This window comes from Pseudomonas sp. NPDC087690 (assembly GCF_044743175.1).
Lineage (GTDB): Bacteria > Pseudomonadota > Gammaproteobacteria > Pseudomonadales > Pseudomonadaceae > Aquipseudomonas.
Map to the genome: position 1 here is coordinate 41,038 of NZ_JBIUVX010000009.1, position 24,911 is coordinate 65,948.

Here is a 24,911-nt window from a genome sequence, read left to right on the forward strand (position 1 = left end):
CCACAAATTGGATGGACGACTCCAAACCTGTGGGAGCGGGCTTGCCCGCGAAGAGGCCTTCGCGGGCAACGAAAATCTCGGGTCTTAGAACACCGAGACGTAATCGCCCAGCTCGACCTGTACCGATTTGATGCGGGTGAAGTTGTTCAGCGAGCTGATGCCGTTTTCACGGCCAACGCCCGACTGCTTGTAACCGCCCACCGGCATTTTTGCGTCGGACTCGCCCCAGGCGTTGATCCAGCAGATACCGGCTTCCAGTTGATGAATCACGCGGTGCGCGCGGTTCAGGTCTTTGGTGACGATACCGGCGGCCAGGCCGAAGTCGGTGTCGTTGGCGCGGCGGATCACTTCTTCTTCGGTTTCGTAGGAGAGGATCGCCATCACTGGGCCAAAGATTTCTTCGCGGACGATGGTCATGTCGTCGGTGCAGTCGGTGAACACGGTTGGCGCGACGAACGCGCCTTTGGCGAATTCGCCGTCGGTCAGACGATCGCCGCCGCACAGTACGCGAGCGCCTTGCTCTTTACCCTTGGCGATGTAGCCGAGCACGCTTTCCATGTGCGCGAAGCTGACCAGCGGGCCGAAGTTGGTGTTTTCGTCTTCCGGGTTGCCAACGCGGATGCGTGCAACGCGCTCAACGATCTTGGCTTCGAAAGCGGCTTTCAGGTGCGCCGGAACGAACACGCGAGTGCCGTTGGTGCAGACCTGACCGGAGCTGTAGAAGTTGGCCATCATTGCGGTGTCGGCAGCGCGATCGAGGTCGGCGTCGTCGCAGATGATCAGCGGGGACTTGCCGCCCAGTTCCATGGTCACGTCTTTCAGCGACGAAGCCGAAGCGCTGGCCATTACCTTCTTGCCAGTGTCGGTGCCGCCGGTGAAGGAGATTTTTTCGATGCGCGGGTGCTCGGTCAGCCAGGTGCCGACTTCACGGCCGCTGCCGGTCAGCACGTTGAACACACCGTTCGGAACGCCGGCTTCGGTGTAGATCTCGGCCAGTTTCAGGGTGGTCAGCGAAGTGACTTCGCTTGGCTTGAAGATCATCGCGTTACCGGCAGCCAGCGCTGGAGCGGATTTCCACAGCGCGATCTGGATCGGGTAGTTCCACGCGCCGATACCGGCGACAACACCCAGCGGCTCGCGACGGGTATAGACGAAAGAAGTGTCGCGCAGTGGAATCTGCTCGCCTTCGATGGCCGGCACCAGGCCTGCGTAGTATTCCAGCACGTCAGCACCGGTAACGATGTCGACGTATTTGGTTTCGGAGAAGGATTTACCGGTGTCCAGGGTTTCCAGGGCGGCCAGCTCATCGTTGCGCTCGCGCAGGATGTCGACGGCGCGACGCAGGATGCGCGAACGCTCCATGGCGGTCATCGCGGCCCAGATTTTCTGGCCCTTTTCAGCGCTGACCACGGCGCGCTCGACGTCTTCCTTGGTCGCACGTTGCACCAGTGCGAGGACTTCACCGTTAGCCGGGTTGATGGCTTCGAAGGTGGCATCGCTGCCGGCGTCAGAGTACGCGCCATCGATGTAAAGTTTTTGCAGTTCGAAACGGGCCATAGTGTCCTCGCAAGTGCATTGGTGGTTGGCGTTGACCACCGCGATAAGGCTGCGGTGGCAGTGAGGGGCCGAGCGTTTTCTGTGTGCTCTAGCTCACCTTCTTGGCCAATTGGAAATCCATGTATTCGTAAGCGATCTGTTGCGCCTGCGCCGTGTCGAAAGCGTCTCCCGACAAAGCGCCGCGCAACCACAAACCGTCAATCAACGCGGCCAGGCCACGTGCTGCGGTGCGCGCATCTTCGAGCGGCAACACGCGGCGGAACTCGCAGCACAGGTTGGAATACAGACGGTGATCGTTGATCCGCTGCAACCTGTGCAAAGACGGCTGGTGCATGCTGGTGGCCCAGAAGGCCAGCCAGGTTTTCATTGCCGGGCCATTGACCTGGCTGGCGTCGAAGTTGCCTTCGATGATCACCTGCAGATGCGCCCGTGGGCTGTCATCTGCCAGCGCCTGACGGCGCGCGGTGACGCTCTCGCTGAGGGCTGTCATCAGATACCGCATCGTGGCGGCAATCAGGCCGTTCTTGTCCTGAAAGTAATGACTGATGATGCCATTCGAGACACCGGCCAAACGGGCGATCAGCGCAATGCTGGCGTCCCCCATTCCGACCTGATCGACCGCCTGCAAAGTGGCTTCGATCAGTTGTTGGCGGCGGATGGGTTGCATACCGACCTTGGGCATCTTGCACATCTCCTTAGGCCTTCCGAGCGGCGAATCACGCCTATCGGATTGAGGGCCAGTCTATTTTGTTTTGATTGAACGTTCAATCAACAAAGAATAAGATCTGCGACAAATCGTCGCTGCCTACAGATTTTTCCTACGTGTAAGTGGCGATAAAACCGACATCCGAAAATGCTCGAAACCTGCGTGGGGCATGGCGCGGTTCGCGATTCGATGGACGTGTTGAAAGGGCAAGACGCTCAGGGCCAGGTTTCGGATGAACGTCCGTCCACCTTCGGCCACGAAAGCGATTCGCAGCGCCATTTCGGCAGGTTCGGGCTTTTTTCGGGGTGTCTTTATATCACCCGCCGGTCGGCTGCCAACTAACCGATTGGTCGGGTTCCGTGTTGCCTTGTGTTCTTCTCTCGCACTGCCTGGAGCATTTGTGCCATGAGTTCTGCCTCGCTTATAAAGACCCCGCCCGAGAAGGTGACGGTCAACGGTTGGGTGTTTTACACCTCTACCGCGCTGATTCTGTTGTTGACCGCCATTCTGATTATCGCCCCGCAAGAGGCCGGCAGACTGTTGGGTATCGCTCAGGCCTGGTTGTCGCGCAGCTTCGGCTGGTACTACATGGTGGTCATCGCCGCCTACCTGGTGTTTGTGGTGGGCCTGGCGTTTTCCTCGTACGGCAAACTCAAACTGGGCAGCAAGGACGACACCCCGGATTTCAGTTACGGCGCCTGGGCGGGGATGCTGTTCTCGTCGGGTATCGGTATTTCGCTGCTGTACTTCGGCGCATCCGAGCCACTGGATCACTACTTCAATCCGCCGGAAGGCGCATCGGCCAGCAACCTGGCCGCACGTCAGGCTGTACAGCTGACGTTCCTGCACTGGGGCCTGCACGGCTGGGCGATCTATGCGCTGGTCGGTCTGGCCGTGGCGTACTTTGCGTACCGTCATAATCAGCCGCTGGCCCTGCGTTCGGCGCTGTATCCGCTGGTCGGCGAGCGTTGGGTCAAAGGCGCGGCCGGTCATGCGGTGGACGGTTTCGGCATGTTCGTAACGCTGCTGGGTCTGGTGACGAACCTGGGGATCGGTTCGCTGCAAGTGTCGTCGGGCCTGGAAAACCTGTTCGGCATGGAACACAGCAACACCAACCTGTTGATCGTGATCATCGTGATGAGCACCGTGGCGACCATCGCTGCCGTGTCCGGCGTGGAAAACGGCATCCGTCGTCTGTCCAACCTGAACATCGTGCTGTTCAGCGGTCTGTTGATTTTCGTGCTGTTGTTTGGCCCGACCTTGCACCTGCTCAACGGCTTCGTGCAGAACATCGGCGATTACCTCAATGGCATCGTGCTGAAAACCTTCGACCTTTATGTGTACGAAGGCGACAACGCCAAGTCCGAACGCTGGATGGGCCTGTGGACCCTGTTCTACTGGGCGTGGTGGATTTCCTGGGCGCCATTCGTCGGCATGTTCATCGCGCGTATTTCCCGTGGTCGTACCGTGCGTGAACTGGTCGCCGGCGTGCTGCTGATTCCGTTGGGCTTCACCCTGGCCTGGCTGTCGATCTTCGGTAACTCGGCGCTGGACCTGGTGATGAACCATGGTGCGGTGGAACTCGGCAAGACGGCGCTGGAACAGCCGTCGATGGCGATCTATCAGTTGCTTGAACACTACCCGGCGTCGAAAGTGGTCATCGGTGTGTCGATCTTTGTCGGTTTCGTGCTGTTCCTGACCCCGGCCGACTCTGGCGCGGTGATGATGGCGAATCTGTCCTGCAAGGGCGGCAACGTCGATGAAGATGCGCCGCACTGGCTGCGGATCTTCTGGTCGGTGGTGATCACCCTGGTGACCATCGGTCTGCTGTTTGCCGGTAACTTCGAAGCCATGCAAACCATGGTGGTGCTCGCCGGTCTGCCGTTCTCGGTGGTGCTGGTGTTCTTCATGTTCGGCCTGCACAAGGCGATGCGCCAGGACGTGCAGATCGAACAGGAGCAAGCGCAACTGGCAGAGCGCGGTCGTCGCGGTTTCAGCGAGCGTCTGACGCAACTGGATCTGCAGCCGAGCCAATCGGTGGTGCAGCGTTTCATGGACAAGCAAGTCAGCCCGGCGCTGGAAGACGCCACCGCGCAGATGCGTGCGCAGGGTCTGACAGTGCAGACGCTGTTGGGTAAATCCAAGCGCTGCATGGGCGTGCGCGTCGAGATGGAAGAGGGCAACCCTTTCGTCTACGAAGTCAGCCTGGACGGCTATCTGGCGACCCCGACCGAATCGGCGCAGTCCGATGAAGCGCGCCAGCGTTATTACCGCGCCGAGGTGTATCTGCACAACGGCAGCCAGGATTACGACCTGATGGGCTTCACGCAGGATCAGATCACGCGGGATGTGCTCGATCAGTTTGAAAGCCATCGGCAGCTCCTTGGCCGGGTGTATAGCTAAACCGCTAAAACAAAAGGGGCTCGATTGAGCCCCTTTTGCATGATCGTTCCCACGCTCTGCGTGGGAATGTCTCAATGGACGCTCCGCGTCCGCTGTTGTGGGACGCGGAGCGTCCCGGGCTGCATTACCACGCGGAGCGTGGGAACGATCAGGGATCGCTCACCGCGATCCCTTTTTTTATCCCGCCTTAACCGAGGTTCTTGCCTAATAGCGCGTGATACAACTCGCTGTCGCCCAGGATCCCCACCACATGATGGTTATCGTGCAGCACCAGTTTGTTGCCGGTCTGATAACGAATCTGCAACGCATCGCGCATACCGATATTCGAATCCACCAGCGTCGGCTTACGCTCCAGCCCTTCCACCGCTTGCCCCGGCGCCCAGTTCTGCAGATTCAGCACCGAGCCGTTCTGCCGCGCGCCCTTGATGGTGTTGCCTTCGGCCAGATCCAGCCACGAATCACCGCCCGGATCCAGACACACCGAACCGTTGATGCGTTTGCACTTGTCCAGTGTGCGCATCAGGCTGCGCCCGCACAGTACGTTTAGCGGATTGGTGTGCGCCACGAAGGTGCGCACATAGTCGTCCGCCGGGTTGAGCACGATCTCTTCCGGCACGCTGTACTGGATGATCCGGCCGTCCTTCATGATCGCGATGCGGCTACCCAGTTTGAGCGCTTCGTCGAGGTCGTGACTCACGAACACGATGGTTTTGCTCAGCTTGCGTTGCAGTTCCAGCAGTTCATCCTGCAAGCCCTGACGGATCAGCGGGTCGAGTGCCGAGAACGGTTCGTCCATGAGCAAAATGTCGGCGTCCATCGCCAGCGCCCGTGCCAGACCGACACGCTGCTGCATGCCGCCAGAGAGTTCGTCAGGCTTCTTGTTGCGCCATTGGGTCAGGCCAACCAGTTCGAGTTTTTCATCGACCAGTTTGCGCCGTTCCTTCTCCGGACGGCCCTGCATTTCCAGACCGAAACTGATGTTCTCGCGCACCGTCAGCCACGGCATCAGAGCGAACTTCTGGAACACCATGGCGATGCGTTTGGTGCGCATCATTTTCAGCTCGGCCGGGGTGCAGGAGGCGATGTCGATCTGCTTGCCTTCATGCTCGACGAACAGCTTGCCGCGGCTCACGGTGTTGAGGCCGTTGATGCAGCGCAGCAGGCTCGACTTGCCCGAACCGGACAGGCCCATCAGCACGCAGATTTCGCCTTTGTTGATGTCCAGCGTGGCTTTTTCCACGCCGACGATCTGCCCGGTTTTCTTCAGGATCTCGTTGCGGGTCATGCCCTGATCGAGCAGCTTGAGTGCCTCGCGTGGATCCTTGGAGAAGATTACGTCGACGTCTTCGAAGCGAATTATGCTCATGCGTCACCCCCTACTTTGGCGTCGGGTTGTTTGCAGATACGGTCGAGCATGATCGCCAGCAGTACGATCGCCAGGCCTGCTTCGAAGCCCAGGGCGATATCAGCAGTGTTCAGTGCGTTGACCACCGGTTTGACGAGACCGTCGGCGCCTACCAGAGCCCCGATCCCCACCATCGACAACGACAGCATGATGCACTGGGTGATGCCGGCCGCGATGCTCGGCATGGCGAGAGGCAGTTCGATCCGTGAGAGCAATTGGCGACGCGAGCAGCCGAAGGCCTTGCCAGCGTCCATCAGTTCTTGCGGGACATCGCGGATGCCCAGGTAGGTCAGGCGGATCGGCGCAGCGATGGCGAACACCACCGTGGAGATCAGGCCCGGTACCACACCCAGCCCGAAGAGGGTCAGGGTAGGAATGAGGTAAACGAAGGTCGGTACGGTCTGCATCAGATCGAGTACCGGACGCATTAACGTGTAGAACATCGGTTTGTGCGCGGCGACGATGCCCAACGGCACGCCGATGACCACGCAGACCAGGGTCGCGAACAGCACCTGGGCGAGGGTTTCCATGGTTTCCTGCCAGTACCCCAGATTGAGGATCAGCAGAAAGGAAGCGATGACGAAAACGGTCAATCCCCATTTGCGCTGGATGAAATGCGCGAGCAGGGCGATGAGGCCGATCAAGACAAAAGGGTTGAACCAGGTGAGCGCAAACGTCACGCCGTGGATCATCGTTTCCAGGGTCACGGCGATTGCGTCAAAAGTGTTGGCGCCGTGTTGCGTCAACCATTCGACGAAGCCCGCGATGTACTGGCCTAAAGGTATTTTCTGATCAATCAGCATGGTAGTGAACGTCCGCATGCAAGGAAATAAACAGCCCGGACGGCGTTAACCGCCCGGCATAAGCGATTACTGACTAATTTTGGCTTTCACGGCCTCCAGGCCAGGTTTACCGTCAATGGTGGTCACGCCAGCGAGCCAGGTATCGAGCACTTGTGGATTCTTTTTCAGCCAGGCCTTGGCGGCCGCGTCAGGCTTCATCTTGTCGTCGAGGATGTTGCCCATCAGTTCACTTTCCATGTCGACGGTGAACTCCAGGTTCTTCAGCAACTGACCGACGTTGCTGCATTCCGCGGCGTAACCCTTGCGGGTGTTGGTCGCCACGGTCGCCGCACCGAAATCGGGGCCGAAGAAATCATCGCCACCGGTCAGGTATTGAATCTTGAAGCGCTTGTTCATCGGGTGTGGCGCCCAGCCGAGGAAGACCACGGCGGTGTCGCGTTTTTGCGCGCGATCCACTTGCGAGAGCATGCCTGCTTCGGAGGATTCGACGACTTTGAAACCGGCGGTCTTCAGGCCGAAGGCGTCCTTGTCGATCATGCTCTGGATCAGCCGGTTGCCGTCGTTGCCAGGCTCGATGCCGTAGATCTTACCGTCGAGTTCCTTCTTGAATTTGGCGATGTCGGCGAAGTCATGCAGACCTTTGTCATACAGGGCTTGCGGCACGGCGAGGGTGTACTTGGCGCCCTTGAGGTTGGTGCGCACGGTTTCCACGGTGCCGGCGTCGCGGTAGGCCTTGATGTCGTTTTCCATGGTCGGCATCCAGTTGCCGAGGAACACGTCCATGTTCTTGCCGTCAGCCAGCGACTTGTAGGTCACGGGCACGGAGATCATGGTGGTCTTGGTCTTGTAGCCGAGGGCGTTGAGCACGACGGAGGTGGTGGCGGTGGTCGCGGTAATGTCGGTCCAGCCGACATCGGAGAAGTTAACGGTACTGCACTGCGCCGGTTCTGCAGCTTGCGCCAGTAACGGCAGACTCAGCATGGCGGCCAACAACAACGACGGGGAACCTTTCATGGATGGACTCCTTGGTGTTTTTTTTGGCAGTGTTCCGACTGTGGACCACCGCACTTATAGGTTGCGGTTGGATGGCGTTCTGGAGACAGCTCTGTCACGGCGCCTTGCAATCGAGTCATAACGATCATGTACCAGTGAAAATCTGACGCCTACAGGGGGGGTCGTATCCAGTACAGGGATGGTCGTATCCAGTGTCAGTGACGTCGTTTACAGCTTTTTTTCGCCCCGATTGGCCATCTGAACCGCATGAAAACGGTGAAAACCGGGGTGAAAACGGCGCGGCGCTGGTGGACATGAGTGCGTCGGTGTCAGACGCCGTGCGTCCCGACAAAAGCCTGATGATGCGGGCATTCCGGCGGATCGCAGCTTGAGCGTAGCAGCTCCGCCAGCGGGCGCTTTTGCGCCCCGGACCGGTATCCTCAGGAGCTCTGCAGCAATGGCTATCAGCGTTTTCGACCTGTTCAAAATCGGCATTGGCCCTTCCAGTTCCCACACCGTCGGGCCGATGCGCGCGGCGGCGTTGTTCGTCGAGTCCTTAAGGGGCAAGCATCAACTGGAACAGGTGCGGCGAATCGAGGTGCAGCTGTACGGTTCGTTGTCGGCCACGGGGATCGGTCACGGCAGCGACAACGCGGTGATCATGGGCCTGATGGGCGAGTGGCCGGACGCAATCGACCCGGCGCAGATCGGCCCGCGCATCCAGGCCCTGCGTGAAACTCACACACTGTTATTGGATGGCCGCTTGGCGGTGCCGTTTGTCTGGACACGGGACATGCGCCTGATCGATGAGAACCTGCCGTTCCACCCCAATGCCATGACCATTATTGCCGAGGGCGATCACGGCGAGCTGCATCGCGACACCTACTATTCGGTCGGTGGCGGCTTCGTCGTTGATGAAGCGCAGGCGTCCAGTGGTGTGGTCGATCTGGATCGCACTGAACTGCCTTACGATTTTTCCAGCGCGGTTGAATTGCTGGAACTGTGCAAGAGCAACAATCTGCGCGTTGCCGAACTGATGATGGCCAACGAAAAGGTCTGGCGCAGTGAGGAAGAGATCCGCGCCGGGCTGATGAAGTTGTGGCGGGCGATGCAGGATTGCGTCGAGCAGGGGCTGAAACACGAAGGCATCCTGCCCGGCGGTTTGAATGTACGTCGACGTGCGGCGAAGTTGCATCGCAGTCTTCAGGAATTGGGCAAGCCCAATGTGATCGGCTCGACGCTCAGTGCGATGGAGTGGGTCAATCTGTTTGCGCTGGCTGTTAATGAAGAGAACGCGGCGGGTGGGCGCATGGTCACGGCGCCGACCAATGGCGCCGCGGGGATCATTCCGGCGGTGCTGCACTACTTTATGAAGTTCAGCGAAGCGGTGACTGACGCCAACGTGGTCGACTACTTCCTGGGTGCGGCGGCGGTGGGGATTCTGTGCAAGAAGAATGCTTCGATCTCCGGTGCCGAGGTTGGCTGTCAGGGCGAAGTGGGTTCGGCGTGCGCGATGGCAGCGGCGGGGCTGGCGGAGATTCTTGGCGCTACGCCGGAGCAGTTGTGCAACGCGGCGGAAATTGGCCTGGAGCATAACCTTGGGCTGACTTGCGATCCGGTCGGCGGTTTGGTGCAGGTGCCGTGCATCGAACGCAATGCGATTGCCGCGGTGAAGGCGATCAACGCGGCACAGATGGCATTGCGCGGCGATGGTCAGCACTTTATTTCGCTGGATCGGGTGATTCGCACCATGCGCGATACCGGTGCCGATATGCATGACAAATATAAAGAGACTTCGCGCGGTGGCCTGGCGGTCAGCGCTGTGGAGTGCTGAGACCGCATCGGCCCAATCGCGAGCAGGCTCACTCCTACAGGGGAACGCATTCCAAATGTAGGAGTGAGCCTGCTCGCGATAGCGTCAGACCAGTCAAAACTGCTCACCAAGTGAACACAGACAATAAACCACGCCACCTTTTAGCGCGTCGCAATCAGATACGAGTCTTTCCCACCTGTTACACGCGCCCAGCCTCCCTACCGTCCGTCACCCGTGCTTGCGGTGACACTCCCCGCAAACCGCGCGCAGGCCAGTTCCCACAAGTGCTACCGATTTGCTCACCCACTTTGGGGCAGGGCTTCCTCAGTCGCTAATGGCACTTCGAAATACCTCTCGTCGGACCGCTCGTATAGACACGTCGCGACGTCGTTTTCAGGAGTTATTGAACAGCCATTCAATTTTAGGCATGGCAATTGCTCTGTCATAACAAAGCCCGTCTCCCACGCGAGAACGCTGGCAATAACAAGAGCCTCGCCTGAGGCCATCACCCGCTTTGTGTGAGGAGATACCGCGATGACGTCGTTCAACTCCGGGGCCCAACCCCAGAACCGTGCGCCTCAATCCATCGGCTTTCTGCTGCTGGACAATTTCACGCTGATTTCTCTGGCCTCCGCAGTAGAACCCCTGCGCATGGCCAACCAATTGTCCGGTCGCGAGCTGTATCGCTGGAGCACACTCACCGTCGATGGCGGTCAGGTGTGGGCCAGTGACGGTCTGCAAATCACTCCCGACGCCTCCATGCACAAAGCCCCGCCACTGGACACCGTGATCGTCTGCGGCGGCATCGGCATTCAACGCACCGTTACCCGTGAACACGTTTCATGGCTGCAAAGCCAGGCGCGTCAGTCCAAGCGCCTCGGCGCCGTGTGCACCGGCAGTTGGGCACTGGCTTGCGCCGGCCTGCTCGACGGTTTCGATTGCAGCGTGCACTGGGAATGTCTGGCGGCGATGCAGGAAGCTTTTCCGCGCGTGGCCATGAGCACCCGTTTGTTCACCCTCGACCGTAACCGTTTCACCAGCTCCGGCGGCACCGCGCCGCTGGACATGATGCTGCACCTGATCAGCCGCGATCACGGCCGTGAACTGTCTGCGGCGATCTCGGAAATGTTCGTCTACGAACGCATCCGCAACGAGCAGGATCACCAGCGCGTGCCGCTCAAGCACATGCTCGGCACCAACCAGCCAAAGCTGCAGGAAATCGTCGCGTTGATGGAAGCCAATCTGGAAGAGCCGATCGACCTCGACGAGCTGGCGGTGTACGTCGCCGTGTCGCGTCGACAGCTGGAGCGGCTGTTCCAGAAATACCTGCACTGCTCGCCGTCGCGTTACTACCTGAAGCTGCGCCTGATTCGCGCTCGGCAGTTGCTCAAGCAGACGCCGATGTCGATCATCGAAGTGGCGTCGGTGTGCGGTTTCGTTTCGACGCCGCACTTCTCCAAGTGCTACCGCGAATACTTCGGCATTCCGCCGCGTGACGAGCGCGTAGGCTCCAACACCACCCAGCAAGTGGCGATGCTGCCGCTGCCGCAGGCGATCGTGATGTCGCCGCTGTCGGGGCCGATGTCGGCGTTGAGTCAGGCGCGCAATGAATCGACGTTTGCCAGCGTAAGGCTCTGATAAGGATCGTTCCCACGCTCTGCGTGGGAACGCAGCCCGGGACGCTCTGCGTCCCAAATGGCCGAACGCGGAGCGTCCGTTGAGGCATTCCCACGCAGAGCGTGGGAACGATCAGGTGAGCAACGTCAGGCGCTATGGCTTTGCTGGAAATCGGCGAGTGCCGGCAACAACTGCTTGTCGATCGCCTGCCGCACCGCCGGCTGGATACTGGCGCCGCTGGTGTACATGTCCTTGACCATCTTGCGCAGTTCAAACGCGCGCACATTATCCAGGCCGCGCACTGCACACTCGCACGCCTGATCGGCGGTCGTGCCACTGGGTACTTGAATACCCAACGCCTTGAGCTGGCCCAGCAAATCTTCCTGATCGATCAAATCGGCATACATCATGACGCGCATCCTTCTTCGGTAACGGAGGTCGTGGCTCGATTCTGGTAGCCATGCCGGGGTACGGCAAGGGCGATTTGTCGCAGTGGCTGCGACGGCTATGAACAGGTCGTTTTCGGCTAACTCGCCGCTCAAGGGAGTGGGCACACTGAACTCAGCTTGCAACACGAAGGTTTGGTCACCCTCGCACGGCAGCTCCTCAACAGTAGCTTGCGCCCCGATCCTGTCACGGCTGGTATTGGGGCTTTTTTTTGCCTGCTGCAAAGCGAAAGATCGCAGCCTTCGGCAGCTCCTACAGGGAACGTATTCCAATGTAGGAGCTGCCGAAGGCTGCGATCTTTTAACGGTCTATCTTTGCAACACGAGAATCCGCGACAACAACTCATCCCGATCGATATAGCAGCCCTGAAAATGCCGCGCCCCCGTGCCCGGGTCAAACGCATTGCGCGCATGCAGCGTGCGGCGGTTATCGAAGCACCACAGCTCACCGGGAACGAGCCGCTGCATCAGCCGAAACCGTGGCTCACGGGTCATCGCAATGAAACGTCGATAAGCCTGATACAACCGTGGCATCTGCTCCACCGAGGTATCAAACGCCCCGCGCAGAAAGTTCGCCATGCGGATTTCAGCGACACGCCCCAACGCATCCAGGGCAATGATCGGCGCCAGGCAGCGATAGTCGCTGTGCCGATCCTTGTTGCGAAACTCCACGGGGATTTCACACAGGGCCTTGAATGACTCGGGATCTTCCTGGCGCAACGCATCGGCAATCGCAAACCCGTCGACAAAAATACTCTCGCCACCCTCGGCGTCATTCACCAGGCAATGCAGAAACTGCAGGCCCGGTTGCAGCTCGCGGGTGGGCAGATCGGTGTGCAACGGTAAATTGAAAGCGGTGTAGGCATTGCTGTCGGCATCGGCCTTGGACTGCACGTTGAACAGCACGCCGAAGTTGCTTTCACGAATGAAGGAAATACGTTGCGCGATGAGCTTCAGCGATCCGGGTTCGGTGGGTACGCCGCGCACTTGCGTCAGGCCGATGTCGCGCACGGCGAGCAACCATTGCAGCAGAGCGGCGTTGTCGTTCATCAGCGCCGCGTATTCGAACACCGGGAGTTGCAGATCGCTACGCCATAGAAAGGGCTTGGGTTTGGCGGCCAAGCGTTCGGCGCGGGATTCATCATCGTAGGCATGCGCGCGCAACCAGCCCGGATCGAAACGGCTGAGGTGACCGTCCTGCCAGTCGACGCGCAGGCAGCCATCGGTATCGATGTGCGCGGCCGCTGGTTTCAGGTCATCAGCCGCGTCGACGATCTCGAAAACCTGTTCGCGGGTGACGTTGTAGACACACTGCTGACATGGGCAGTTGTCCCGCAGCCAGACATGGTGAAACGGGCTTATACGGCCGTCAGCCCATGCGATGGCAACGCGATCCGCCAGGGTCTGCACGCCACCGAGCGCGCTGATCAACGGATAAGTACGGAAATCGGCAACAGCGGCAGCGGTGTTCATGGCGGCTCCTTGCTATGGATGGATTTACCTTGCAGGTGGCAGCGCGATGACGCGGCCGATGTAAGCGGGAGCAGGCAAGTCTTTCTGCTCGGCGACGATGTCTTGCAGGCGGTTCAAGGTATCCGGGCTGAACAGCGCCGAGCGCGGGCCGGCGAGGTCGACGTGCAACAGCATCTGTTCGTTGCCGGCCAGTTCCTGTTCGTCACCGACCTTGTGCAGGCTGTGATAGAGGTGCAGGCGTTTGCTGTCGTGGCCGATGATCTGTGTGTGCACTTCAACCTCGGTATCGAGCTTCACTTCGTGCAGATAGTTGAGGTGCAGTTCGAGGGTGAACAGCGAGTGGCCGCTGGCTTCGCGGCTGTTGCTGTCCATGCCGAGACGATCCATCAGGGCGTCGGTGGCGTAGCTGAAAATCAGCAGGTAGAAGGCATCGCGCAGGTGGCCGTTGTAGTCGACCCAGTCGGGGATGATTTTGGTTTGGTAGGTGGTGAGGGTGGGCATTTTTTCTCCTGGCGCGAGCGTTCCCACGCTCTGCGTGGGAACGCCTCTTGTGACGCTCTGCGTCACGCTTCTGGGACGCGGAGCGTCCCGGGCTGCATTCCCACGCAGAGCGTGGGAACGATCATTAAACGGCCTATTCGCTGAAACTCATCCCATGCTTCTGCTTGGTGGTCTTCACCGCCTCCAGCACCGCCAGCAAACAATCATCACGATAACGCTCCAGCGCCGAAATACTGTGACGACCAAGCTGATCGCTGGTGCCATCCACCACATCATCAATCAACTTGTCAGTCAGCTCCGGCGCCGGCAGATAGGTCCACGGCAACTGCAACGCCGGGCCGAATTGCGACATGAAGTGACGCATGCCCGCATCGCCACCGGCCAGCGTGTAAGTCAGGAACGTGCCCATGAACGACCAGCGCAACCCGGCGCCAAAACGGATCGCATCGTCGATTTCGCCAGTGGTCGCCACGCCGTCATTGACCAGGTGCAGCGCTTCACGCCACAGCGCTTCGAGCAAGCGGTCGGCAATAAACCCCGGCACTTCCTTGCGCACGTGCAACGGACGCATGCCGAGGGATTCGTAGACTTTCATCGCTGCTTGCACAGCTTCCGGCGCGGTGTTCTTGCCACCGACCACTTCCACCAGCGGCAGTAGATAAACCGGGTTGAACGGGTGGCCGACCACGCAGCGTTCCGGGTTTGTCGAGCTCTCGTAAAACTCGCTCGGCAACAGGCCGGACGTACTTGAACCAATCAACGCATTCGGCTTGGCCGCGGCGCTGATCTTGCTGTGCAGATCGAGTTTCAGCTCCAGACGTTCCGGGGCGCTTTCCTGAATGAAATCGGCATCGCGCACGCACTCTTCGATGGTCGCGACAAAGCGCAGGCGATCCTGCGAAGCGCCCGGCGCCAGACCGTTTTTCTCCAGCGCGCCCCAGGCATTGGCCACACGTTTGCGCAGTGCTGCTTCGGCGCCGGGGGCCGGATCCCAAGCGATCACATCCAGGCCATGGGCGAGGGCGCGCGCGACCCAGCCGCTGCCGATGACACCGCTGCCCAGCGCGGCGAAGGTCTTGATTTCGGTGATAAAGCTCATAGCGACATTCCTGAATAGTTCGGCGATCAACTGTGGGAGCGAGCCTGCTCGCGAATGCGCTGGCTCTGCTGCTGAAGATGCTTCGGATGTACCGGCCTCTTCGCGAGCAGGCTCGCTCCCACAGGGTTTTGAGGTGAGTTCGTTAGCCGCGCTGGGTCAGGCCCATTTTTTTGCGACCTTCCGCCGGGGTCAGCACGCGCGCACCGAGGCGGCTGAGGATCTCGGTGGCGCGCTCAACCAATTGGCCATTGGTCGCCAGCACACCCTTGTCCAGCCACAGGTTGTCTTCCAGCCCGACCCGCACGTTGCCGCCGAGCAGCACCGCTTGCGCCGCCATCGGCATCTGCATCCGGCCAATCCCGAACCCGGCCCACACCGCATCGGCGGGCAGGTTGTCGACCATGGCTTTCATCGTCGTGGTATCCGCCGGCGCGCCCCACGGGATGCCCAGACACAGCTGGAACAACGGGTTATCGAGCAAACCTTCCTTGATCATCTGCTTGGCAAACCACAGGTGACCGGTGTCAAAAATCTCCAGCTCGGCCTTCACGCCCAGCTCGGTGATGCGCTTGGCGCCAGCACGCAGTTGCGCCGGGGTGGAGACGTAAATGGTGTCGCCATCGCCGAAGTTCAGCGTGCCGCAGTCGAGGGTGCAGATTTCCGGCAGCAACTCTTCAACGTGAGCGAGACGGGTCAGCGGGCCAACCAGATCAGTGTTCGGGCCGAACTCCATCGGGTTCTCGCCAGCACCGATCTCCAGGTCGCCGCCCATGCCGGCGGTGAGGTTGACGATGATGTCGACGTCCGCCTCGCGGATGCGCTCCATCACTTCGCGGTACAGCGCCACGTCGCGGCTGAACTTGCCGGTCTGCGGATCGCGCACATGGCAGTGCACGACGGTGGCGCCGGCCTTGGCCGCTTCAACGGCTGCCGCTGCGATCTGTTTCGGGGTGACCGGCACGTGCGGGCTCTTGGCGGTCGTGTCGCCAGCACCGGTGAGTGCGCAGGTGATGATGACGTCGTGGTTCATGGTGCGGTTTCCTTCAGGCGTGATGGGTCTGTCCGCAGCCCTTTTCGGGGCTGCGAAGCGTTGATTCGGGGTGAGTTATTTGCTGGTCAGCTGGAGATTTTCAGCGGCCGGTTTGCCATCGAAAGTAGTCACACCTTCGAGCCAGCGCTGCTTGTCTTCGGGGTGATCCTTGAGCCATTGCCTGGCCGATTCGAAGGCGTCCTTGTGGTCGAGCAGCGGCTGCATCATCCGGCTCTCGTCCTCGGCGGTGAACGTCAGGTTGGTCAGCAGGCGACCGATGTTCGGGCACTGCTCGGCGTATTTCGGCGAGGTGACGGTCCACACGGTGGCCATGCCTTCATTCGGGCCAAGGGCATCTTCACTGCCGGTCAGATAGGTCATCTGCACGTTGACGTTCATCGGGTGCGGCGCCCAGCCGAAGAACACCACGGCCTCTTTGCGGCGCACGGCGCGATCGACGGCGGCGAGCATCCCGGCTTCGCTGGACTCGACCAACTGGAACTTGCCGAGGCCAAACTGGTTCTTCGCGATCATTGCCTTGATCTGCGTGTTGGCGCCCGAGCCTGGCTCGATGCCGTAAATCTTGCCGCCCAGCTCTTTTTCGAACTTGGCGATGTCGGCGAAGGTTTTCAGGCCCTTGTCGGCCAGATAGGTCGGCACCGCGAGGGTCGCGCGAGCGTCTTTCAGGCTCGGCGCTTCAAGCACTTTGACCTGATTGGCATCGACGAAAGGGGTGATGGTCTGGGTCATCAGCGGGTTCCAGTAACCGAGGAACAGGTCCAGGCGCTGATCGCGGATCCCGGCGAAGATGATTTGCTGGGAGGCGCTGGTTTGTTTGGTGTTGTAGCCGAGGCCGTCGAGCAGGACCTGGGTCATGGCACTGGTGGCGATCACGTCGGTCCAGTTGACCACGCCCATGCGCACGTTCTGGCACGAGGCGGGTTCCGCTGCCATGACGCTGGCGCTCAAGAAAGCGGTACCGCTGAGTGCAAGAACACAGCTGCTGATCAGTCGTTTCATGTCGGGTTCCTCGGCAGGTCGTTATTGTGAGTTCCGGCATCTGTCGTGCCGGTGATGCAAAGTTACGCAGCTATACGCCCATGAAAGCGCACTGCGGCGACTGGCATTTGCACTGTAGCGACCTGCGGTCTTGAATGCCGAAGACAACTGGCGTATCAACATCCCACGCTACCCGCCAACCGAGTGCGCAAATGTCCCAGGATTTCTACTTTTTGCTGATGCCGGGGTTCTCCGCCATCGGCTTTATTTCCGCGATCGAACCGCTGCGCGTGGCCAACCGTTTTCGTGGCGAGTTGTATCGCTGGCACGTGTTGAGCGCTGATGGCGGGGCGGTGCTGGCGAGCAATGGCATGTCGGTCAATGCCGATGCGGCACTGGAGCCGTTGAAGAAAGGCGCGACGTTGTTGGTGGTGGCTGGGTTTGAACCGCTGAAATTCGCCACGCCAGCGCTGGAGCACTGGTTGCGGCGGCTGGATAACGACGGCGTGACACTCGGCGCCATCGACACCGGCAGCTTCATCCTTGCCGAGGCGGGCCTGCTCGATGGCCATCGCCTGACCCTGCACTGGGAAGCCATCGACGCGTTCAAGGAATCTTATCCACAGCTCAGCGTGACCCAAGAGCTGTTCGAGATCGACCGCCGGCGCATCACCTCGGCGGGAGGCACGGCTTCCATCGACTTAATGCTCGATCTGATCGCCCAGGCCCACGGCCCGCAGCTGGCGATTCAGGTCAGCGAGCAGTTTGTGCTGGGGCGTATTCGTCCGCGCAAGGATCACCAGCGCATGGAAGTCGCCACGCGTTACGGCATCAACAACAAGAAACTGGTGCAAGTGATCGGCGAGATGGAGCAACACAGCGAACCGCCGCTGACCACGCTGCAATTGGCGGATTCGATCAAGGTGACGCGGCGGCAATTGGAGCGCTTGTTTCGGCTGCACTTGAACGATACGCCGAGCAATTTCTATCTGCGCCTGCGCCTGGAAAAGGCCCGGCAGCTGCTGCGCCAGACCGACATGAGCGTGCTCGAAGTCAGCATCGCCTGCGGCTTCGAATCACCGTCGTACTTCACCCGCAGCTACCGCGCAAAATTTGCCCGCTGCCCCCGCGAAGATCGCCGCACCGCTCAAGCCTGAAACACACAGAACCCTTGTAGGAGTGAGCCTGCTCGCGATAGCGGCATCACATGCAACATCTTTGTTGACTGATACACCGCTATCGCGAGCAGGCTCGCTCCTACAGTTTGATCGGGTTACTTCTTCACCAACGCCGAACACGCCGCCTTGTAAGCCTCATGCTGATACTTGTTCAGCGTCCCCGGCAGCTCGAAATTATGCTTCTTCGCCTGCGCATTGATCGTCTGCGGCGACAACAGCGTCACCTCGCAACCATCGAGCAGCTGCAAAATCCCCTCAATCTTGAACGTCGTCGGCCCACCGGCAAACTCACCCTTCTTGCTGCGCTTCTTGATCGCAATCCGGTCAACCGAGTTCTCGCGCACAAACGACGCCACCTGCGCCGCGAACAGCTTCACGTTGGCCGCCTCGTCATCGTCTTCGAGGGCGATCTTCTTGGTGGCAAGGGGGACATGGCTCAAAGCCGAACCGTCGAGAGCGGCCACGGCGATGACTGCTTCGCTGCCTTTGATTTCGATGCCGCAGATGTTCATGGGCGAGTGACCTTATGAGCGAATTGGATGGCGGTCATGTTGACGCAGTCGGGCGGTCAAGTCACTTCGCGTCGGCGCCCCAACGGTGCAATACCGCTGGTCAGAAATCGTCGCTGACCTGTAATTTCTGACAGTAGACGGCCTTCCGACTGGCGCCTAGCTTGGTTGTCGGAGGATTGGGACGATTGTCGCCCTTTCTACACCTAACCTCGCTCAAGGGATTGAAGACATGAAGCAGCGCAAGAACATTCGCTCGCTGACCCCAATCGAAAAAGACAACTTCGTCGATGCCTGCCTCCAGCTCAAACAGTCAGGCCAATACGATGAGTATGTGCATCTGCATCACCAGGTCATGAAGCCCACCGTGCTGCCACATGAACCAAACGATCCGAACTACCGCAATGGTGCCCACCGTGGGCCTTCGTTCCTGCCTTGGCACCGCGCGTTTTTGCTGAAGTTCGAAAATGACCTTCAGGCGATCAACCCCTCCATCACGATCCCGTACTGGAACTGGACCGAAGATGCAGCCGATCCGCACAACTCTCCAGTGTGGGCTGAGGATTTTATGGGCGGCAATGGTGTTGAAGGCGATGACTGGCGTGTAGCAACCGGTCGGTTTGCCTATAAACACGGTCAATGGCCGGTTCCCTCCTATCCGGATGACGATTTGCCAGGTCCTGGTTTGAAGCGCCAGTTCGGGCTGGTTGTAAACTCATTGCCGACCCCGGAAGATCTGCAAATGGCTTTGCGCGAAAGTCTTTACGACACCCCGCCTTATGATTCCGGCCCGACTGTGCGCGGCTTCCGAAATCGTCTGGAAGGCTGGATCACCCAGCGCGGTGATCCGCAGGTAACCACTGCGGGTTCACAACTGCATAATCGCGTTCACCTTTGGGTGGGCGGCAATATGTTGCCGATGACCTCTCCAGATGATCCGGTGTTCTTCCTGCATCACTGCTTTGTCGACAAGGTGTGGGCAGACTGGCAGTCACTGATGCTCCAGAGCAACGAACGTTGGGCGCCGCATTACGCGCCGCTGGTTAATGGTCCGAAAGGACATAACTATGATGATGTGCTCGAACCGTTTGCTCAGACTGCTCGGGACGTGAGCGACATCGCTGACCTGGGGTATGAATATGAGGCGCCACGTCTGATCCTCGATCATGTGAAACCTCGTTCTCCATTTCACGACTGATGCTGGCAGCGGGTGGCGGTGTGAATGTCTGGCTTTTGCAGCAGGCAAACACGCCGTTACCGGCTAGAGCTCAAGCTGCTCAGAGCTGATTCCAAAGGCCGCCGCAATCTTTTCGCGAGTTGCTTTTCGTGGCTTGGACACCGTTTCCTGTTGAGCAAACGCCGGTTGCGAAATGCCCATGCGTTTGGCGACTTCTTCCTGAGTCAGGTTTAGGTATTCGCGCCAGGCACGGATCGGTGTCGCTCCGTCGACCATCCGACTGACCACTTCATGGGGAATCAGATCGGGCTGCATTTTCTGCGCGACATATTGCGCATAGGGAATGACCACGAAGGCCGGTTTGCCCTCGGCGTCGTTGATGATTTGGATGTCAGTAGGTTCGTTCATCGCGTTTCTTGACCTCTTGAATACTGACCACTTTGATTGCGCCATCCCAGTCGAACATGACTCGATAATTACCGACACGCAGGCGGTAGGCGTAGTCATGGCCAATCAGTGCTTTGACATTGCCCACATCAGGCATGTCGGCAAGCGCCGTAACGGCATCTCGAACCTGTACCTGATGCACAGAGTGCAATTTCAAGAGTTGCTTAACGGCCTTTCGTGTCCAGTGGATGCTGTTCATGGAAGAATATAAGTCTTTTATAAGATTCGCGAATATTTACTTATATTTTTAAAGTGGCCAATCAAGAACAGTTGTCAGGATATTGCGTGAAGCGCCCGTAGATCGGGGCTTTCACGCAATAGGTGTAGGCGAAGTCGGCATGTGCCGTAAGAAGAAGAGATTCACGAGGCAATTGCAGAAAGCAGTGCCAATTTTCCTTCAAATTTTGAGGACTATTCCTGCCCAATCGACTCCAAAAACTCCGACCGTTCATCACTCATCCGCGCCACGCAATCATTCTGCGCAATTGTGAACGCCTTGCTGCCAGCGGTAGCCGGGAACGCTTCCACCGCGCAATCGGCATCCCGCGTCTTCAGCCATTGTTGCTGGGCGGTCTTGAGCTTGGCGGTGATATCCGCCAGTTGCGTGGCGTTTTTGCCGTACGCGGTCTGCATGCGTTCGGTCAGGCTGGCGTAGTTGTCCTTGAGCAGGTCTTCAGCGGTGGTGCGGCTGTAGGTCGAGCATTCCAGGGTCTGGACGTCGTTTTCGACGGCGTCGCAGGGGTTGTTGTCGGATTCTTCGGCGGCTTGTACGCCGGTCGCAATCAAAGCCAAAGCCAGGAAGATCGATTTCATTGTTGTCGCCGCTCTAATCCAGTGGTGTTTCCAAGATGCGCCAGATTCTGGCTCAAGCTGGCGGGCTTGAACAGGTAGCTGATCGGAGCGTCTGGCGACCCTTTGTCGCGGATTGACGCTTTCGGCAATTCCCCTGTCGTTTTTGCACCCGGTCGCCCCGGCACCGAGGCATATGCTGGCCCCAAAGCGCCGGCAGACGATTCGGCGCATGAATCGCCAATAAGGGGACGCCTGATGAGCCCAGCCGAATTACACGCCGACAGCATCGTTATCGACGGTCTGATCATTGCCAAATGGAACCGCGAGCTGTTCGAAGACATGCGCAAGGGCGGTCTGACGGCGGCCAACTGCACTGTGTCGGTGTGGGAAGGCTTTCAGGCGACCGTAAACAATATCGCCGCCAGCCAGAAGCTGATCCGCGAAAACAGCGATCTGGTGATGCCGGTGCGTACCACCGCCGACATCCGTCGCGCCAAAGAACAAGGCAAGACCGGCATCCTCTTCGGCTTCCAGAATGCCCACGCCTTTGAAGACCAGATCGGCTATGTCGAGGTGTTCAAGCAGCTCGGCGTCGGCATTGTGCAGATGTGCTACAACACCCAGAATCTGGTCGGCACCGGTTGCTACGAGCGTGACGGCGGCCTGTCGGGCTTCGGTCGCGAAATCGTTGCCGAGATGAACCGTGTTGGCGTGATGTGCGACCTGTCCCACGTCGGTTCGAAGACGTCCGAAGAAGTCATCCTCGAATCGAAAAAACCGGTGTGCTATTCCCACTGCCTGCCGTCGGGTCTGAAAGAACACCCGCGCAACAAGTCCGATGCAGAACTGAAGTTCATCGCCGACCATGGCGGTTTTGTCGGCGTGACCATGTTTGCGCCGTTCCTCGCCAAGGGCATCGATTCGACCATCGACGACTACGCCGAAGCGATCGAATACACCATGAACATCGTTGGCGAAGACGCCATTGGCATCGGCACCGACTTCACCCAGGGCCACGGGCAGGACTTCTTCGAATACCTGACCCACGACAAGGGCTACGCCCGCCGTCTGACCAGCTTCGGCAAGATCATCAACCCGCTGGGCATCCGCACCGTCGGCGAGTTCCCGAACCTCACTGAAACCCTGCTCAAACGCGGCCACTCCGAGCGCGTGGTGCGCAAGATCATGGGCGAAAACTGGGTCAACGTCCTCAAAGACGTCTGGGGCGAGTAACGCTGACTCAAGACCGCCGCCGATCTGCCCCCTCTCCTGTGGGAGAGGGCTGGGGTGAGGGCAGCGGTCACCACTGAATCCACTATTTTTCTGGAGTTAAGTTTCCATGGCCAAGATCGCCCCGCAATTGCCAATCGAAGTCGACAGCGAGACCGGTGTCTGGACTTCCGACGCCCTGCCGATGCTCTACGTACCGCGCCACTTTTTCGTCAACAACCACATGGGCATTGAAGAGGTCCTGGGCGCTGAAGCCTACGCCGAGATCCTCTACAAGGCCGGCTACAAATCCGCCTGGCACTGGTGCGAAAAAGAAGCTGAATGTCACGGCCTGGAAGGCGTCGCGGTGTTCGAGCACTACATGAAGCGTCTGTCGCAACGCGGCTGGGGCCTGTTCAAGATCCAGGACATCGACCTCGACAAAGGCACCGCCAGCGTCAAGCTCGAACACTCGGCATTCGTCTACGTCTACGGCAAGGTCGGGCGCAAAGTCGACTACATGTTCACCGGTTGGTTTGCCGGTGCCATGGATCAGATTCTTGAGGCGCGCGGCAGCAAGATTCGCACGGTTGCCGAGCAAGTTTACGGTGGCTCTGAAGAAGGCCACGACGACGGCCTGTTCACCGTCAAGCCGTTGTAAGTCGAGGAACCCGCCATGGCTTTCGAAGCAATGTTCCAGCCGATCCAGATCGGCAAACTGACCATCCGCAACCGCGTGCTCAGCACTGCGCACGCCGAGGTCTACGCGACTGACGGTGGCATGACCACCGACCGGTACGTCAAGTATTACGAAGAGAAAGCCAAGGGCGGCATCGGCCTGGCGATCTGTGGCGGTTCCTCCGTGGTCGCCATCGACAGCCCGCAGGAGTGGTGGAGCTCGGTGAACTTGTCCACCGACCGGATCATTCCGCATTTCCAGAATCTGGCGGACGCCATGCACAAGCACGGCGCCAAGATCATGATTCAGATTACCCACATGGGCCGGCGCTCGCGCTGGGACGGCTTCAACTGGCCGACCCTGATGTCGCCGTCGGGCATCCGTGAACCGGTGCACCGCGCCACCTGCAAAACCATCGAGCCGGAAGAAATCTGGCGGGTGATCGGCAACTACGCCCAGGCCGCGCGCCGTGCCAAGGCCGGTGGCCTCGACGGCGTTGAACTATCGGCGGTGCACCAGCACATGATCGACCAGTTCTGGAGCCCGCGCGTCAACAAGCGTACCGACGAATGGGGCGGCACCTTTGAAGGCCGGATGAAGTTCGGTCTGGAAGTGCTGAAAGCCGTGCGCGCCGAGGTCGGTGACGACTTCTGCGTGGGCATGCGTCTGTGCGGTGACGAGTTCCACCCGGACGGCTTGTCCCACGAGGACATGAAGCAGATCGCCAAGTATTACGACGACACCGGCATGCTCGATTTCATCGGCGTCGTCGGCTCGGGTTGTGACACCCACAACACCCTGGCCAACGTGATTCCGAACATGAGTTATCCACCGGAGCCATTCCTCCACCTGGCCGCCGGGATCAAGGAAGTGGTCAAGGTGCCGGTGCTACACGCCCAGAACATCAAGGACCCGAACCAGGCCACGCGCATCCTTGAAGGCGGTTACGTCGATATGGTCGGCATGACCCGCGCGCACATCGCCGACCCGCACCTGATCGCCAAGATCAAGATGGGCCAGATCGACCAGATCAAGCAGTGCGTCGGCGCCAACTATTGCATCGACCGCCAGTATCAAGGCCTCGACGTGCTGTGCATCCAGAACGCCGCGACGTCCCGTGAATACATGGGCGTGCCGCACATCATCGAGAAATCCACCGGCGTCAAACGCAAAGTGGTCATCGTCGGTGCCGGCCCGGCCGGGATGGAAGCGGCACGCGTTGCCGCCGAGCGTGGCCACGACGTGACCCTGTTCGAGAAGAAAGAATTCATCGGTGGGCAAATCACCACCGCCTCGAAAGCGCCGCAGCGCGACCAGATCGCCGGCATCACCCGCTGGTTCCAGCTGGAACTGGCACGGCTGAAAGTCGATCTGCGCCTGGGCACGGCGGCTGATGCCGACACCATCATGGACTTGCGTCCGGATGTCGTGGTGCTGGCGGTCGGCGGGCATCCGTACCTGGAACAAAACGAACACTGGGGCGCTGCCGAAGGGCTGGTGGTCAGCAGCTGGGACGTGCTCGACGGCAAGGTCGCGCCGGGCAAGAACGTGCTGGTCTACGACACCATTTGCGAGTTCACCGGCATGTCGGTTGCCGACTTCCTCGCCGACAAGGGCAGCCAGGTCGAGATCGTCACCGACGACATCAAGCCGGGCGTGGCCATCGGCGGTACGTCGTTCCCGACCTACTACCGCAGCATGTACCCGAAAGAAGTGATCATGACCGGCGACATGATGCTGGAAAAGGTCTACCGCGAAGGCGACAAACTGGTCGCGGTACTGGAGAACGAATACACCGGCGCCAAAGAGGAGCGGGTGGTCGATCAGGTGGTGGTGGAAAACGGTGTGCGTCCGGATGAGGAAATCTACTACGCGCTCAAAGAGGGTTCGCGCAACAAGGGCCAGATCGACGTCGAAGCGTTGTTCGCGATCCAGCCACAACCTTCGCTGAGCGAGGCGGGCGACGGCTACTTGCTGTTCCGCATCGGCGACTGCGTGGCGCAGCGCAACACCCACGCTGCGATCTATGACGCCCTGCGGCTCTGCAAGGATTTCTAAGCCTCGCGAACGATCGT

General features: G+C 59.6%; 23 protein-coding genes. 8 read left to right on the forward strand and 15 right to left on the reverse strand.

Annotated features, from left to right (window positions below; all coding sequences use genetic code 11):
- Positions 1-84 precede the first annotated feature (84 nt).
- Together betB and betI are read right to left on the reverse strand one after the other, a co-directional pair.
- Positions 85-1,557 (reverse strand): betaine-aldehyde dehydrogenase, encoded by a 1,473-nt coding sequence (gene betB, locus ACIPIZ_RS12705; protein ID WP_077574839.1) that lies wholly within the window; start codon positions 1,555-1,557, stop codon positions 85-87.
- Between the two features lie 88 nt (positions 1,558-1,645).
- On the reverse strand, positions 1,646-2,239 hold the full coding sequence (gene betI, locus ACIPIZ_RS12710; protein ID WP_034153602.1) for a transcriptional regulator BetI: 594 nt from the start codon (positions 2,237-2,239) through the stop codon (positions 1,646-1,648).
- 429 nt (positions 2,240-2,668) lie between these two features.
- On the opposite strand from betI, the gene betT reads away from it, so the two are divergent.
- Positions 2,669-4,666: a choline BCCT transporter BetT gene (betT, locus tag ACIPIZ_RS12715; protein ID WP_064388136.1), complete on the forward strand. Its 1,998-nt coding sequence runs from the start codon at positions 2,669-2,671 to the stop codon at positions 4,664-4,666.
- Between the two features lie 187 nt (positions 4,667-4,853).
- Here betT and choV read toward each other — a convergent pair whose 3' ends face one another.
- From choV to ACIPIZ_RS12730, 3 genes are all read right to left on the reverse strand, one after another.
- Positions 4,854-6,032, reverse strand: coding sequence for a choline ABC transporter ATP-binding protein (gene choV / locus ACIPIZ_RS12720; protein ID WP_401165547.1), 1,179 nt, complete (start codon positions 6,030-6,032; stop codon positions 4,854-4,856).
- Positions 6,029-6,874, reverse strand: coding sequence for a choline ABC transporter permease subunit (choW, locus tag ACIPIZ_RS12725; RefSeq protein WP_401165549.1), 846 nt, complete (start codon positions 6,872-6,874; stop codon positions 6,029-6,031). Before choW ends, choV begins: the two co-directional genes overlap by 4 nt.
- A gap of 66 nt (positions 6,875-6,940) precedes the next feature.
- A complete protein-coding gene (locus ACIPIZ_RS12730) occupies positions 6,941-7,888 on the reverse strand; it encodes a choline ABC transporter substrate-binding protein (RefSeq protein WP_064388138.1) in 948 nt (315 codons plus the stop codon).
- Positions 7,889-8,324: 436 nt separating this feature from the next.
- Here ACIPIZ_RS12730 and ACIPIZ_RS12735 point away from each other — a divergent pair, with 436 nt between their 5' ends.
- Positions 8,325-9,701, forward strand: coding sequence for an L-serine ammonia-lyase (locus ACIPIZ_RS12735; RefSeq protein WP_401165551.1), 1,377 nt, complete (start codon positions 8,325-8,327; stop codon positions 9,699-9,701).
- Positions 9,702-10,214: 513 nt separating this feature from the next.
- Positions 10,215-11,318 carry a GlxA family transcriptional regulator gene (locus ACIPIZ_RS12740; RefSeq protein WP_007949927.1) on the forward strand — a complete coding sequence of 368 codons (1,104 nt, stop codon included), beginning with the start codon at positions 10,215-10,217 and terminating at the stop codon, positions 11,316-11,318.
- Between the two features lie 125 nt (positions 11,319-11,443).
- On the opposite strand, the gene ACIPIZ_RS12745 is transcribed toward ACIPIZ_RS12740, so the two are convergent.
- From ACIPIZ_RS12745 to ACIPIZ_RS12770, 6 genes are all read right to left on the reverse strand, one after another.
- Positions 11,444-11,707: a hypothetical protein gene (locus ACIPIZ_RS12745; protein WP_095112758.1), complete on the reverse strand. Its 264-nt coding sequence runs from the start codon at positions 11,705-11,707 to the stop codon at positions 11,444-11,446.
- A 345-nt stretch (positions 11,708-12,052) separates the two neighbouring features.
- A complete protein-coding gene (locus tag ACIPIZ_RS12750; RefSeq protein ID WP_401165553.1) occupies positions 12,053-13,216 on the reverse strand; it encodes a gamma-butyrobetaine dioxygenase in 1,164 nt (387 codons plus the stop codon).
- A gap of 24 nt (positions 13,217-13,240) precedes the next feature.
- A complete protein-coding gene (locus ACIPIZ_RS12755) occupies positions 13,241-13,717 on the reverse strand; it encodes a thioesterase family protein (protein ID WP_122660142.1) in 477 nt (158 codons plus the stop codon).
- 133 nt (positions 13,718-13,850) lie between these two features.
- Positions 13,851-14,816, reverse strand: a complete 966-nt coding sequence (locus ACIPIZ_RS12760; protein ID WP_401165556.1) for an L-carnitine dehydrogenase — start codon at positions 14,814-14,816, stop codon at positions 13,851-13,853.
- A gap of 142 nt (positions 14,817-14,958) precedes the next feature.
- Entirely contained in the window at positions 14,959-15,846 is an 888-nt protein-coding gene (locus tag ACIPIZ_RS12765) for a 3-keto-5-aminohexanoate cleavage protein (RefSeq protein WP_016983621.1), read from the reverse strand.
- Between the two features lie 75 nt (positions 15,847-15,921).
- Positions 15,922-16,866, reverse strand: coding sequence for a choline ABC transporter substrate-binding protein (locus ACIPIZ_RS12770; RefSeq protein ID WP_122594747.1), 945 nt, complete (start codon positions 16,864-16,866; stop codon positions 15,922-15,924).
- 191 nt (positions 16,867-17,057) lie between these two features.
- On the opposite strand from ACIPIZ_RS12770, the gene ACIPIZ_RS12775 reads away from it, so the two are divergent.
- Positions 17,058-18,002, forward strand: a complete 945-nt coding sequence (locus ACIPIZ_RS12775) for a GlxA family transcriptional regulator (RefSeq protein WP_401165558.1) — start codon at positions 17,058-17,060, stop codon at positions 18,000-18,002.
- Between the two features lie 116 nt (positions 18,003-18,118).
- Here the strand turns inward: ACIPIZ_RS12775 and ACIPIZ_RS12780 are convergent, their stop codons facing one another.
- The gene (locus ACIPIZ_RS12780) at positions 18,119-18,535 is read right to left on the reverse strand and encodes a DUF3010 family protein (RefSeq protein WP_401165560.1); all 417 of its coding nucleotides are present in this window, start codon (positions 18,533-18,535) and stop codon (positions 18,119-18,121) included.
- Positions 18,536-18,764: 229 nt separating this feature from the next.
- Here ACIPIZ_RS12780 and ACIPIZ_RS12785 point away from each other — a divergent pair, with 229 nt between their 5' ends.
- Positions 18,765-19,730, forward strand: a complete 966-nt coding sequence (locus ACIPIZ_RS12785) for a tyrosinase family protein (RefSeq protein WP_105705676.1) — start codon at positions 18,765-18,767, stop codon at positions 19,728-19,730.
- A gap of 63 nt (positions 19,731-19,793) precedes the next feature.
- On the opposite strand, the gene ACIPIZ_RS12790 is transcribed toward ACIPIZ_RS12785, so the two are convergent.
- The 3 genes from ACIPIZ_RS12790 to ACIPIZ_RS12800 all read right to left on the reverse strand — a co-directional run bounded on the left by ACIPIZ_RS12790 (position 19,794) and on the right by ACIPIZ_RS12800 (position 20,969).
- A complete protein-coding gene (locus tag ACIPIZ_RS12790) occupies positions 19,794-20,117 on the reverse strand; it encodes a helix-turn-helix transcriptional regulator (protein ID WP_122660136.1) in 324 nt (107 codons plus the stop codon).
- Positions 20,101-20,355 carry a type II toxin-antitoxin system RelE/ParE family toxin gene (locus tag ACIPIZ_RS12795; protein ID WP_064388148.1) on the reverse strand — a complete coding sequence of 85 codons (255 nt, stop codon included), beginning with the start codon at positions 20,353-20,355 and terminating at the stop codon, positions 20,101-20,103. The genes ACIPIZ_RS12790 and ACIPIZ_RS12795 overlap by 17 nt, the downstream gene beginning before the upstream one ends.
- 212 nt (positions 20,356-20,567) lie before the next feature.
- Positions 20,568-20,969, reverse strand: coding sequence for a lysozyme inhibitor LprI family protein (locus ACIPIZ_RS12800; protein ID WP_105705767.1), 402 nt, complete (start codon positions 20,967-20,969; stop codon positions 20,568-20,570).
- Positions 20,970-21,203: 234 nt separating this feature from the next.
- Here ACIPIZ_RS12800 and ACIPIZ_RS12805 point away from each other — a divergent pair, with 234 nt between their 5' ends.
- The 3 genes from ACIPIZ_RS12805 (at position 21,204) to dgcA (ending at position 24,894) form a co-directional block, all read left to right on the forward strand.
- A complete protein-coding gene (locus ACIPIZ_RS12805; protein ID WP_007962626.1) occupies positions 21,204-22,181 on the forward strand; it encodes a dipeptidase in 978 nt (325 codons plus the stop codon).
- A gap of 106 nt (positions 22,182-22,287) precedes the next feature.
- Entirely contained in the window at positions 22,288-22,818 is a 531-nt protein-coding gene (locus ACIPIZ_RS12810; protein WP_008083165.1) for a DUF5943 domain-containing protein, read from the forward strand.
- Between the two features lie 15 nt (positions 22,819-22,833).
- Positions 22,834-24,894 (forward strand): dimethylglycine demethylation protein DgcA, encoded by a 2,061-nt coding sequence (gene dgcA, locus ACIPIZ_RS12815; RefSeq protein ID WP_401165564.1) that lies wholly within the window; start codon positions 22,834-22,836, stop codon positions 24,892-24,894.
- Positions 24,895-24,911: the final 17 nt, after the last annotated feature.